The following is a 12010-nucleotide window of genomic DNA, read 5'->3' as shown; positions in this document are numbered from 1 at the left end:
CATGGCAAAGAAGTATATATCAAATTCACAAGAATCAGTAAGAATGTTTAAAAGCGACCTTTTGGAAGCTTTATCTAAGGTTCATTTTCTGGTACCTGTAATTATTTTTGTACCTGTTATTGGGTATTTTATATATGAAGCGTTTGAAAAAAACATAGGATTGCTTACTTTTTTTGAAATGTTTGCGTTAGGTCTATTTATATGGACATTAGTTGAATATGTAATGCACCGGTTTTTATTCCATTATACACCACCCAATAAACCATGGGCTTTAAGGCTGCATTTTATTTTTCACGGAGTTCATCATGATTATCCAAGCGATGCCAAGCGTTTGGTATTGCCGCCATCGGTAAGCATTCCTTTAGCTACCGGTTTTTACTTTTTATTTAATGCTATATTACCGGTAAATGATATATATGGCTTTTTTCCAGCTTTTTTATTAGGTTATCTTTTTTATGATGAATCGCATTACGCTATACATCACTTTAACTTTAAAGGCAATATCTGGAAAAAAATCAAACAGCATCATATGCTGCATCATTACCAGGATCCGGATAAAGGGTATGGAGTGAGCTCTCCGCTTTGGGATAAGATTTTCCGCTCAGATTTTATAAAAAAATAAAAATGAATGGTGCTGTTCATCAAGGCCCGGCAATTAACGCCAGATCTATATTAACCGTTTCGTTCCTTTCTATTACTTATTTATTACTTTCTTCATGGGTAATCGGCTATAAATCAGACCAAGTAGCTTTATTGGTTATTTTCAATATACTGTTTTATCTATCAGCTATTACCCGCAAATTTATTGTAGGCTTCTCTGTTTTTATTGTTTATTGGATAATATTCGATTACATGAAGGCATTTCCTAATTACAATGTTAATACTGTCCATATAGCCGATCTGTACAATTTTGAAAAGCATCTTTTTGGTATAAAGTTTAATGACCGGCTATTAACTCCAAATGAATACTGGAAATTAAATGCCACTACCCCTTTAGACATAATTGCGGGCCTGTTTTATATATGCTGGATACCTGTACCACTTAGCTTTGCAGCTTTTTTATTTTTTAAAAACAGGTGCGAGTTTTTATCATTTGCTTTAACTTTTTTAGTGGTGAACCTACTGGGCTTTGTAGTTTATTATGCTTATCCTGCTGCACCACCCTGGTATGTACAGGAGCATGGGTTTATTTTCCATGCCGCAACTGCGGGAAATACAGGTGGACTTGTCCGGTTTGATAATTATTTCAACGTTCATATTTTTCAGTCTATTTACCAAAAAGGATCAAACGTTTTTGCAGCGATGCCTTCTCTACACTCTGCCTACCCCATTATTGTAGTATATTACGGCTTAAAAAATCGTTTAGGTTTTATAAATATAATTTTAGTTGTAGTAATGGTTGGCATATGGCTTACTGCTATTTATACCAGCCACCATTATATTTTAGATGTGCTGGCCGGCATGCTTTGCGCGGTTATCGGCATTAATCTTTTCAATTTTCTGTTCACCAGAGTTGCTTTTTTACGAGAATTTTTAAACCGCTACGAAAAGTTAATTCAATAACGGTCACTTTTTTGTACTGTTTACTATACTATATCTTTTTTGTAAATTATTTATTTTAAATTTCCATACCTTATCACAGTTAATTCATCTTAATCTCAAATAGTTATAAACAAGGCATGCTATTTGAATATAAGGGATGGCTGTATAAGGCGGCTATTTTTATGAAGAAACTTACTATACTTATCATCATTTTATTTTACGGATTAAGATCATCGGCATTTAATGCGGTCATTGATACTGCTACCCAAAAATCAAACACAGCTAGTACCCTGTTAGATAGCTTAAAACAACAATTACAGCTTACTGAAAGCGATTCGGTTAAATCGCCTATTTATACCAAAATTGCTGCAGAATATTTAAAATATGATAGCATAACAGATAAAAGGATTAAACTTTTTTATCAGAACCAGGCGCTTAATTATACCTATTTGGCGTTGCATTTATATTCAAGATATAATGATACTATAGGTGAGCGTACATGTTTTAATAGTTTAGCCAAGGTGTATCGCTCACAAAAAAAATATACGCAGGCTAAATGGTTTATTATACAATCAAATTCGTTATCACGCGATAAAAAAGACATTCCTAATATAATGGCTTCGCTTATTGAAATGGCTGCCATCAAAATGGATATTAAAGATTACAGCTTAGCTATGCGCGATTTAAATGAAGCCCTAAAACTATCTACAACTAATCATTTTCCACGAGTTGAATCAAAAGTACAGCTTAACTACGCATTGTTATACAGTCACTTAAATAAATACGATAAAGAAGCAGTTGCATTAAAAAGGCATGAATTTATTGATGATAGCATTCATAAAAAAGAAGCAGCGGCCCTAATAGCCAAAATTACTGCACAGGATTCTTTGCAGATCAAAAAAAAAACCAATTCAACGACCAACAAAAGAGCTTACAGAGCAAATTACTCCAGAAGGATAGCCTCATTGTAATACTGATACTAATAATTACACTCATAACAATATTAGTTTTATTTAGGTACAGAAGGCGTAAAAGAAGGATAAGACATCCGCACAGCAAAAACAATAATTAAACTTCCATATCTATCTGTTGTCTAACCAATAATATGAAATATTTAATTTTCACTTTGGTATTTACGCTGAGTGCATTAACCACAGTTAACAGCAGGCAAACTTACAGCGACCAACAATTTAAACAAGAATTTTTAGATAATATTAATCGTACGCGAGCAAAGGGTTGCAAATGCGGCATTACACGCATGCCCCCTGCCGCTCCTTTAGTATGGAATGAGCAACTTGAAAAAGCTGCAATAGGCCATGCAATAGATATGGCTAACAAAGATTATTTTAGCCACACTAGCAAAGACGGCCGCACCTCGTTTGACAGGATTGAAAATACAGGGTACACTCATAAAGGGTACAGGAGCTTTGCAGTTGGCGAAAACATTGCTCAAGGTCAGGAAAGTATTGCGGAGGTTATGGCGGGCTGGTTTAAAAGTGAGGGCCATTGCCGCAACCTGATGAACACTGATTTTAAAGAAGTGGGGGCTGCCACGTATAACACGTACTGGGTACAAGATTTTGGCGGCAGGGAAGCATTCTCTACAGAAATGCAAAAGATGATAAAAAGCGGAAAAGTAAAAATTATTCAACGATCCGTCCCGGCGCAATAATTATTATTGGGGTTTAGGTCCGCGTTTATAAATTATTAGGCCGTTTAAAAAATTGCGAAGTATTTGATCGCCGCAAGGCTTAAAATTTGGATGATCTTCGTTTCTGAAGATGGCACCTAATTCGGTTTTAGTGATCCTGAAATTGGCCAGTTCTAAAACCTTTACAATATCATCGTCGGTAAACTTCATAGCTACCCTAAGTTTTTTCATAATATCATTATTGCTCATATTATTCTATCTTGATATTTCGATTTTAACTTTCTTATTTTTTATCTTTTCACCTTTAAGCTTTTGTACTATATTTTCTATTTGTGTACGTTTTACAGCTGCATATGAGGTGTTATCCAAAACTTCTATTAAGCCCAGGTCATCTTTGGGTAATTCGCCTTTTTTAAGTAATAACCCAACTATATCCACTTTGTTAATCTTATCCTTTTTACCGGCTGCAATGTACAACGTGGCCCATGGAGTTATTTCAGGCAGCTTTAAATCTTCCGGCAATTCCTCTATCTCTGGTTTTTGACGAAGATACTCCTGCTTTTCGTCTTCATTCAATATCAGGTAAGCGGTACCTTTTGCATGCATTCGCGCTGTGCGGCCATTACGATGTGTAAATGCCTCTTCGTTATGTGGTAGTTGATAATGTATTACATACTCAATTTCAGGAATATCCAGTCCGCGCGATGCGAGATCGGTAGTGATTAATAACCTATGGCTGCCGTTCCTGAATTTTAATAAAGCGCGTTCTCTGTCGTCCTGTTCCATGCCGCCATGAAAAATATCATGAATTATTCCCCTGTCCCAAAGCAGATCACTAATACGTTCTACAGCTTCGCGATGATTGCAGAAAACCAGTGTGGACTTATTTCCTATTTTACAAATAAGCGAAAACAAAGTATCCAGCTTATCGGCCGCTTCGGATATAACGGCTTTTAATTTAATATCAGGCGCATTGGTTTTATTATTCAGGAAATCCAATTCTATAGGATCAGTAACCCCGGTAAAATCAGGTATATCTTTCATTCGTGTGGCCGAAGTTAAGACGCGCTTGCCCAAATGCTCCAGCTGGCGTATTATCACCGTCATATCGGTTTGAAAACCAAACTCTAACGATTTATCAAACTCATCTAATATCAATGTATGGATAGCCTCTGTACTAAAGCTACCGTGACGCAAATGATACGCTATACGGCCAGGCGTACCTATTAAAACAACGGGTGGTTGTGAAAGATTATTCTTTTCTATCTTAGTAGAGTGCCCGCCGTAACAGCAATTTACTTTAAAGCCGCTGCTTATGGTTTTAAATACCTGTTCTATCTGCAAAGCCAGCTCTCTTGAGGGCACCAGGATAAGTACCTGAACCATATTAATATCAGCCTGTAATGATTTTAACAATGGTAATAAAAAACCCAATGTTTTGCCGGAACCTGTTGGAGAAAGTAAGATGAGATCCTTTTTGGGATTGGCGCTTAATGCCGCGTTTTGCATTTCGTTCAATGCCGTGATCTTCAAATTCTCCAGCGCTTTTTTTATCATGGGGGTAAAGATACGGCTAATTGTGAGCTATCGTAATAACTCCTGTCATTTCGACGAGGAACGAGTAGAAATCTTATACGCTTTATAGATCGTCTGCATATCGTATAAGATTTCTCACTATCGTTAGAAATGGCATGGCCTTTTTAGTTATTTCCTACCTTTTGCCAGCGCCAATGCGGTAGTAGTGGTATAATACTTAGCTATCATGTTGGGCACTTCCCATTTAGGCATATCCCCTTTACGCAGATAATCTAAATATTTCTCGGTCACGCGCCCAAAATGCGCCTCGTGGCCATCTTTGTATTTTTCGGGGATAATAACTTCCCAGCCCTTAGCCTGTTTTTTTAGTTCAACACCGGGATATTTGTCCTGAATTACTTTTAATTTTTCAACCAGCAATTTCTCATAAGCAGCACTTTCATTTAGTGGTTCGATATATAAAGCAGGGATATATTTTTCGGTTGCCCCTTGTCTTACATACAGATCGGCCTTAGTGCCATGCAATACGGAATACTGACTGTCTCCGCCAGCAACGGCAGAATAAGCCCATTTAGCTGTTAATTTAACATTAGTACCAAATAATTGGTAATTAACCGAGCCATTTGCATAAACTTTCAGGATAGTATCTTTTACCACGTTTTTCTCTAAAAACGCCGGGAAGCCGTTTAATTTAGTAATAGCGTTAAACTGACTCAATGTAACATCAGATGCCCATCGTTTAGCACTATTAAATTTTATATCTTTTTTGTAATTGATGATTTTTTCAGGGAAACATTCCCATTGGGTAAGATCTACCAAATGTACACCTACGTCTTGCAGGCCCTCTCCTTGTTGTTTAACATCAAAGAACCAAGCCGGCCGGCTAAGCACACTGCCCGAAACAGATTTATAAAAATAATGCACACTCTCCATTTCAACACCCGGATGTTGCGGCGTACCTTTTTTAAGCTGGCCAAATACTTCAGGAATACCGGCAAACTCACGCTGTAAGGCATTGGTGATTTCGTAACGCTCGGTCATGATATCATACAAAACCAGCTTCTTTTTTGCTGCATCAGTAAATGCACTTTTTAGCATTTCAAAATGCTGGTTGTCAATAGCCATGGGCTTATCGCCCAAAACATTAAAACCGGCATCGATTGATCTTTTAATATATTCTGTTTTCTTTTGATTATTGCCCGCCATAACTACTACATTACCGCGTTTTTCGGCTATCATTTTATTAAAGAAATCATCGCCGGTATAAACCAGCTCTTTCCAGTGTGTTGGATCGGCAGCGCGATGATTATAGGCATTGATTTTATCAAGGTGCGATTGTACATCCTCCCCTTTAGGTGCATAAACATAAACATCGGGCTCAATATCACTCAGCATGGTTTTTTGCACCAATGCAGCATGAAAATGACCGGGATCTAAAGTAATAAGCCTAACCTTGTCGTTCTTTTTTGTTTGACCTTGAGCCGAAAGCCCTAAAAAAGCTGTACAAACAACTGCACAGCTAAATACAATACCTTTCATAAATTTTGATGGATTAAAACCAAATACCCTGAATTAAAAAGAAAATACCAATACATGCAAACCCTATACTTACCAGCCACAATCCTTTTCGCTTCACAATGATAGATATAGCGCCTATGGCGATGGAGATTTGAAACAAGGTAATACCACGGGCAAATACGCTATGTTTTGCAACATGCACATCAGATTCTTTTTGAAACTCTTCTGCCTGTTTCTTAATTTCTGCCTGCTCTTTTTTATTCGCATTTATTTTATCTTCATCTGTGGCAATTGGGGTTTTACCAAATGCAAGCAATAATTTATTGGTTTGGTTTAATGTTTCTGATTTTATACCCTTAGCCTGGTAATATGCCCATTGGTCTGACGCGTGTATCTGGGCCAGCATGGCTTCGTCAGCATGCTCTCCGGCCAATAATCCTGTTATTGCAGCCAACACTGCAATTAATGCCGTAGAAAGCGCTACAAACAGCACCCAACGCTCTTTTCCTTCTGAGAGGATATGATGGGCATGCTCATTACTTTGTTCATGAATTTTTTCCGAATAGTTTTCAATCTCGTCCATTAGGTTGTAATACTATAAATGGTTTTTTGGTAAAGATAAAATTAGAAATGGTTACCTGCAATAGTTATCAAAAACAGATTATTGTATTGGATTATCAGTATCGATACCGGCAAGGTTATTGTTTTTGATAAAGCTTGCTATTTCTGTTGCTTCGCGGTGCGAAAGATCGCCCATGCCGGTATATTCCCACTCGCGCATATTATCATCAAATACAATATCGCCCAAGCCTACGTTTCCTTCTGTAAGTCTAAATACACCTTTTACATACAGATCACCTCCGGGTATATTTTGATTGACAGGAGTTATCGTTATATTATGTTCTTCGCTGTTTTTATAAAGCTTATAATTTATCGGGACTGTCATGAATTTACTACAAAATTAGCGTTGCATTGTTTGACCGTGAATATATAACTACCAGCGCATTATTTGTATAACCCGTTTAAATTCTGCCTGTAATGGTGCTTCAATAACAATATGCGCGTTCATAACCGGATGATTAAATGACAGTTGCGAGGCATGTAATAACAAGGTTGTCATATTCCACTTTTCCTTAAATAATTTATTCTGCTTATTACACCCGTGTGTAGTATCGCCAATTATAGGATGAAAAACGTGACTCATGTGCTTCCTTATCTGGTGCATTCGTCCCGTTGTTGGTTTAATTTCTATTAGCGAATATCGTGAAGTATCATGTATACCAAGAGGAACCGGTATTTCTGCGCGATTGAGTGTTTGGTAAACAGTGAATGCTCCCTGTAGCACACCATTTTCTTTTCTTAATGGATAATTTATTTCTTCGCTATCCGGAGTATAGCCTCTGACAATAGCTGTATATTTTTTATTTACCAAATTATCAGAAAATTGCTGTTGCATTGCTATTTCTACCTCCTTGCTCAATGCAAATAATAAAATACCGCCGGTTGCTCTGTCCAAACGATGCACAGGATTAACTTTTAAACCAACTTGGTCTCTTAATAGCTGCAAGGCAAACTCTTCTGCATCTGCAGCTATCGATGAGCGATGCACTAATAAACCATGCGGTTTGTTTATAGCAATCAGGCAATCATCACGATAAAGGATATCTAACATTAATTATCCTAATATGGCGCGCAGGTCGGCAGGCGAATAGTTTACTGATTTTAAGGTTTTATCATCAGGCATTCTATATACCAGGTATAAGCCATCAATTTCTTTAAAGTATGATTCTGTATTGCCTTTGCTTTTATAGTAATCAATAGTTGCATTAGCTTCTTCTATAGTCTTACATGCCTTACTCATGTTTGAGCGGTGAACTTCATCAAATAGTTCTTTAAATTTCTCGCCCAAGCCAAATTCTAAAACAGCTCCGGAAAGTACATATTGCAGGTCGCAAAGGGCGTCGGCAATTTCCACAAGATCATTATCGTTAACCGCTTGCTGTAATTCCTTTAATTCTTCGGCCAAAAGCTCAATACGCAGCTTACAACGCTCCATTGATGGGATAGACGGCATTGGTATAATGGGATGTTTAAAAGTAGTATGAAACTCTGCTACCTGGTTTAATGAGTTTAAATCTTTTATCATGAGATGCAATGGAATTTATAGTCATTGTCGTATTGCAATAACATTGCTAAGTTATAAATTACCCGGTACATGTCAATAATTCAGGAGATAATTTAAGGCGTATATACAGCTCCTTTTTTTAAGGACGCATTATATATTGCCTTAACAGTAAAATAGGTATCATCGGCATCAATAAGTGTTAAGATAACATATTCTGGATTCCATTGTCCAACAGCAAATACATGGTAGGGTTGTTTATACTGACTTGTAGTGTTAGTACTAGTAACTATTTTCTTTGGGGCAGCACATGAAAATAATAAAAAACTGAAAAATAAGGGGATCTTTTTCATGCAATAATGGTTTAAACCTGTATAAACATAAGTATTAGTTATATTTAAATCAAAATATTTACGCTAAAAAATTTTATAATATTGTAAATTTTTTTGATTGTGGTTAAAAAAGCATCATTTTATGATAATATTCGATTAAGCCTCAAATAAAAAATGCAAAGCGTAGGATAGCACTTTGCATTTTTTTAAATAATTAGTAAAATATTATTATTTTGACATATCAATAATATCTGCTTTGCGGGAAGCCGGTGTAACAACCAGGTCAATTAATTTACCATCTTTAACCCTACCCTGAACAGTTGTATTAAATGGCGCATTTAATTTAAACTCTGTATCTCCCCATTCTTTTGGCCAGGCCGGTAATAACATAATCTTTTTACCATTTATCTGCATCAGCATTTCTTGCAGGCCATTTTCACCATTACCACCGTTATCCTCATCGGGTGCATAATCATGCCCGGTGGCCCAAAATGCAGGGAATTTTAGCGTAGGCTCTTTACGTGCAAAATTGTAGGAAACATATACCTTGGCAACATCGGACAAACCAAGCATAGCGGCCTGTATGGGATCCTGAATCCAACAACCTTTATCTTTAAATTTGCGCACCTCAAAGGTGTTTTTTGCCAAATCAAGATCGGGCCTGCCTAATCCATATATACGGAAAGGATAAATAGCGTACAACTCGGGGTTTTCTAAATTATGCCCCTTTACAGTTTGCGGGCCCGTGTAGGGTAATAATACTTGTTTACCATCTTTATCACCTACAGGTAACGGGGGCAATTCGTCATAAAATCTTTTCCAGTTAGCACGTTCTTTTTCATCTACTATACCAGCTGGCAAAGTAATTAGCCTGCCAACAACCGCATGTAAACCTGCAATATCCGGTGCCGGATTATGTGCCTTCCAAAACATTTCGATAGAGTTATCCGGGTCAAGCAATAATTTCCCTTGTGCATCACGACCAAAATGGTTATCAAAAAACTCTACTGCTGCCGATGCAATTGGCAGCAATGTTTCTTTAGCAAACTTTTTATCACCGGTATACTCATAGTAATCAAGCATCATCATGCTCAATTCCAATATCGGGGTGAAATAATGTGCTGTCCAGTTTTCCTTAACTTCGGGGCCCATATAGGGTAAGCCACCCCAAAAAGGCTGTGTTTCCTGAAAATAAGCACCGCCATGATTATAGTATTTCTTTACCTGTGCAGCATTATCAGGCAGTATTTTAGCATACATTTTAAATAGTGGCAGCATTTCATCAAAATCGCCGGCCATTAAACGCGGCCAGTACATTGGCCTGGTGTTTTGAAACCAATATTGGCCGCCCCATTCGCGGTAATCGGCATCAATACTTATTATTTTCCTATTTTGCTTATACTGCGGATTATCTACCACGAAGATAGAGCCATTAAATTTTATAGGATATGCACCTCTGCCGGCACATGCGGTAATATAGCGCTGTAAAATATAGCCCTGTGTATTTTTTGCTGCAGCCTCATCGCCTTTTATAAATATCCAGCTTCTATGCCAGAATTTATCCCACCATTGCTGATGAGCCAGGCGTGTTTGTTCTAACGGAAGCGCATCAATTTGGATTATTTTTTTGTTTAGTTGAGTTAACCATTCATTAGTAGTAATATCCTTTGTAGTTAACGGGTAAACAGAGATCAATTGAGTAAGTGACGCTTTCGATTGCAATGTGGTATCATCTTTAGTTACTAATCCTTTACCTTTAATTATTCCTCCAAACATTATACCCTGTAAATGAATGTCTGCATCTTTTGGGTTTTGATGATACCATGCGATTTTATTTGCCTGGTTTGCCATTATTATATCGCCATTGCCAGCGCGCCAATTATCTAAAGTTACTTTTACCGATACAGGCTTAGTGCTTTTAGATTCAACCCTTATAACCGGGTTATTTGCATCCACCCATACCCTAAGCTGTGTATCGCCTTCTTTAACTAGTATCTCACTGTTATGCAGCTTAAGTACTTGTGTAAATGTGGCTCCTTGAGTTAGAGGAGTTGGGCTTAATGATACGCGCACTTTGCCTAATTTCATTAAAATCCCGCCGTCTTTAATCCAGTTATTCTTTTCAGTAGCAGAGGCTGCTCCCCATGCATCGGTTTTACCTATAAAAAAGCAAAGATCACCGTTTGGTTCAACCCATACATTAAGACCAATGTCCCCATTACCTATTGGCATTGATTGTGACGACGTTGGGCCCGGGCTATCCCAGCTTACATTATAGGCATCCAATAATGGACTAATATTAAATGCTGTTTTTTTTACCTGGCTATTAGCAGTTGTACTTACCAGTACAGCTAATAATGCGGATAGTACCGCTTTAAAAAGCTTCGTATTCATTTGTTTAGGATTTATATTGGTGTTATTGGTTTATTAGTTAAGAATAGCAATTACAATCGATTGCAGCAAACCGCAATCAATTCTTTCAAAATATGATTAACAATAACGGATTTATAAATTGGTTAAAACTTACCAACTAATGTATTGATTAACTACGTCTAATAAATGTAAAAAGTACGTTACCTTGCAATGTGTAATTTGCTTGGCAACATACTAATAAATCTAAACGACTAATTATAATCCCCTAACCCAAATGTTACGGTAGCTTATTGGTTCACTTTTATCGCCATGCGCTTGTAACTTAATAGGTGCAGGCCCGTGCTTTATGCTGTATGATGGTTTACCAATATATTGAGTCGGGCCTAGCAACGATACGTTGTTTTGAACCAGTATACCGTTGAAAAAAATAGTCGCTCTGGCTGGTGTGTTAACGGTACCGTTGTCATTAAAGGTTGGCGCGGTCCATACTATATCATAGGTTTGCCATTCGCCCGGTGGCTTATTGGCGTTAACCAAAGGGATAAATTGTTTGTAAATACTTCCCGCCTGGCCGTTAACATATGTTTTATTTTTATATGAATCTAATATCTGTAATTCGTAGCCCGCGTCACCTTTACCTAACGACGCTAAAAAGACTCCGCTATTACCACGCGCCTGGTCGGTACCGGTTATGTTAGAAGGTATTCTCCACTCTATATGTAACTGGTAGCTTCCAAACGATTTAACAGTTTCAATATTTCCTGTGCCCTTTTTTACAGTTAAAATACCATCAGCAACGGTCCAGTCAGCGGGCGTGCCTCTTTGCTCTGTCGATGTCCATTGATCTAAATTTTTACCATCAAATAATATAATAGCGTCTGACGGTGCATCGCTGTTAGTTTTACCGGGTGTTACTACATTCGGAACGGGTTCATA

The 12010-nt window shown here is 37.5% G+C and carries 14 protein-coding genes; 4 read left to right on the top strand and 10 right to left on the bottom strand.

Translation table 11 applies throughout. The features are described 5' to 3' along the window. Window position 1: 1 nt before the first annotated feature. The 4 genes from JWP71_RS13225 (at window position 2) to JWP71_RS13210 (ending at window position 3214) form a co-directional block, all read left to right on the top strand. Window positions 2-622, top strand: coding sequence for a sterol desaturase family protein (locus tag JWP71_RS13225; RefSeq protein WP_299500791.1), 621 nt, complete (start codon window positions 2-4; stop codon window positions 620-622). Window positions 623-624: 2 nt separating this feature from the next. Continuing rightward, the gene (locus tag JWP71_RS13220) at window positions 625-1563 is read left to right on the top strand and encodes a phosphatase PAP2 family protein (RefSeq protein WP_299500789.1); all 939 of its coding nucleotides are present in this window, start codon (window positions 625-627) and stop codon (window positions 1561-1563) included. Window positions 1564-1679: 116 nt separating this feature from the next. Continuing rightward, window positions 1680-2513 (top strand): hypothetical protein, encoded by an 834-nt coding sequence (locus JWP71_RS13215; protein ID WP_299500787.1) that lies wholly within the window; start codon window positions 1680-1682, stop codon window positions 2511-2513. A 134-nt stretch (window positions 2514-2647) separates the two neighbouring features. Beyond that, window positions 2648-3214 carry a CAP domain-containing protein gene (locus JWP71_RS13210; protein WP_299500785.1) on the top strand — a complete coding sequence of 189 codons (567 nt, stop codon included), beginning with the start codon at window positions 2648-2650 and terminating at the stop codon, window positions 3212-3214. A gap of 3 nt (window positions 3215-3217) precedes the next feature. On the opposite strand, the gene JWP71_RS13205 is transcribed toward JWP71_RS13210, so the two are convergent. The 10 genes from JWP71_RS13205 to JWP71_RS13160 all read right to left on the bottom strand — a co-directional run. Continuing rightward, entirely contained in the window at window positions 3218-3424 is a 207-nt protein-coding gene (locus tag JWP71_RS13205) for a DUF1456 family protein (protein WP_299500783.1), read from the bottom strand. 24 nt (window positions 3425-3448) lie between these two features. After that, window positions 3449-4750, bottom strand: coding sequence for a DEAD/DEAH box helicase (locus JWP71_RS13200; RefSeq protein WP_299500780.1), 1302 nt, complete (start codon window positions 4748-4750; stop codon window positions 3449-3451). 147 nt (window positions 4751-4897) lie between these two features. Next, window positions 4898-6268, bottom strand: a complete 1371-nt coding sequence (locus tag JWP71_RS13195) for a putative oxidoreductase C-terminal domain-containing protein (RefSeq protein ID WP_299500778.1) — start codon at window positions 6266-6268, stop codon at window positions 4898-4900. A 13-nt stretch (window positions 6269-6281) separates the two neighbouring features. Next, window positions 6282-6830: a DUF4337 domain-containing protein gene (locus JWP71_RS13190; protein WP_299500776.1), complete on the bottom strand. Its 549-nt coding sequence runs from the start codon at window positions 6828-6830 to the stop codon at window positions 6282-6284. 78 nt (window positions 6831-6908) lie between these two features. After that, window positions 6909-7193 (bottom strand): hypothetical protein, encoded by a 285-nt coding sequence (locus tag JWP71_RS13185; RefSeq protein WP_299500773.1) that lies wholly within the window; start codon window positions 7191-7193, stop codon window positions 6909-6911. Between the two features lie 48 nt (window positions 7194-7241). Next, entirely contained in the window at window positions 7242-7919 is a 678-nt protein-coding gene (locus JWP71_RS13180) for a pseudouridine synthase (protein WP_299500770.1), read from the bottom strand. Between the two features lie 3 nt (window positions 7920-7922). Continuing rightward, window positions 7923-8393 (bottom strand): nucleoside triphosphate pyrophosphohydrolase family protein, encoded by a 471-nt coding sequence (locus tag JWP71_RS13175; protein ID WP_299500768.1) that lies wholly within the window; start codon window positions 8391-8393, stop codon window positions 7923-7925. A 92-nt stretch (window positions 8394-8485) separates the two neighbouring features. After that, window positions 8486-8722 carry a hypothetical protein gene (locus JWP71_RS13170; RefSeq protein ID WP_299500766.1) on the bottom strand — a complete coding sequence of 79 codons (237 nt, stop codon included), beginning with the start codon at window positions 8720-8722 and terminating at the stop codon, window positions 8486-8488. A 207-nt stretch (window positions 8723-8929) separates the two neighbouring features. Beyond that, complete coding sequence (locus tag JWP71_RS13165) at window positions 8930-11095, bottom strand: DUF5703 domain-containing protein (RefSeq protein WP_299500764.1); 2166 nt, start codon at window positions 11093-11095, stop codon at window positions 8930-8932. A 234-nt stretch (window positions 11096-11329) separates the two neighbouring features. After that, window positions 11330-12010, bottom strand: a 681-nt coding sequence (locus JWP71_RS13160; RefSeq protein WP_299500762.1) for a DUF1080 domain-containing protein, incomplete at its 5' end; no start/stop codon positions are given.

It is taken from the genome of Mucilaginibacter sp., from assembly GCF_028287845.1.
Classification (GTDB): Bacteria; Bacteroidota; Bacteroidia; order Sphingobacteriales; family Sphingobacteriaceae; genus Mucilaginibacter.
This window is presented reverse-complemented; position numbering and strand designations above follow the sequence as displayed.

What these genes read in the sequence shown, in the direction of transcription:
- JWP71_RS13165 (WP_299500764.1), bottom strand. Translation starts at nt 11,095, where the DNA reads ATGAATACGAAGCTTTTTAAAGCGGTACTATCCGCATTATTAGCTGTA.
- JWP71_RS13195 (WP_299500778.1), bottom strand. Translation starts at nt 6,268, where the DNA reads ATGAAAGGTATTGTATTTAGCTGTGCAGTTGTTTGTACAGCTTTTTTA.
- JWP71_RS13190 (WP_299500776.1), bottom strand. Translation starts at nt 6,830, where the DNA reads ATGGACGAGATTGAAAACTATTCGGAAAAAATTCATGAACAAAGTAAT.
- JWP71_RS13200 (WP_299500780.1), bottom strand. Translation starts at nt 4,750, where the DNA reads ATGATAAAAAAAGCGCTGGAGAATTTGAAGATCACGGCATTGAACGAA.
- JWP71_RS13175 (WP_299500768.1), bottom strand. Translation starts at nt 8,393, where the DNA reads ATGATAAAAGATTTAAACTCATTAAACCAGGTAGCAGAGTTTCATACT.
- JWP71_RS13170 (WP_299500766.1), bottom strand. Translation starts at nt 8,722, where the DNA reads ATGAAAAAGATCCCCTTATTTTTCAGTTTTTTATTATTTTCATGTGCT.
- JWP71_RS13225 (WP_299500791.1), top strand. Translation starts at nt 2, where the DNA reads ATGGCAAAGAAGTATATATCAAATTCACAAGAATCAGTAAGAATGTTT.
- JWP71_RS13180 (WP_299500770.1), bottom strand. Translation starts at nt 7,919, where the DNA reads ATGTTAGATATCCTTTATCGTGATGATTGCCTGATTGCTATAAACAAA.
- JWP71_RS13205 (WP_299500783.1), bottom strand. Translation starts at nt 3,424, where the DNA reads ATGAAAAAACTTAGGGTAGCTATGAAGTTTACCGACGATGATATTGTA.
- JWP71_RS13220 (WP_299500789.1), top strand. Translation starts at nt 625, where the DNA reads ATGAATGGTGCTGTTCATCAAGGCCCGGCAATTAACGCCAGATCTATA.
- JWP71_RS13210 (WP_299500785.1), top strand. Translation starts at nt 2,648, where the DNA reads ATGAAATATTTAATTTTCACTTTGGTATTTACGCTGAGTGCATTAACC.
- JWP71_RS13185 (WP_299500773.1), bottom strand. Translation starts at nt 7,193, where the DNA reads ATGACAGTCCCGATAAATTATAAGCTTTATAAAAACAGCGAAGAACAT.
- JWP71_RS13215 (WP_299500787.1), top strand. Translation starts at nt 1,680, where the DNA reads ATGCTATTTGAATATAAGGGATGGCTGTATAAGGCGGCTATTTTTATG.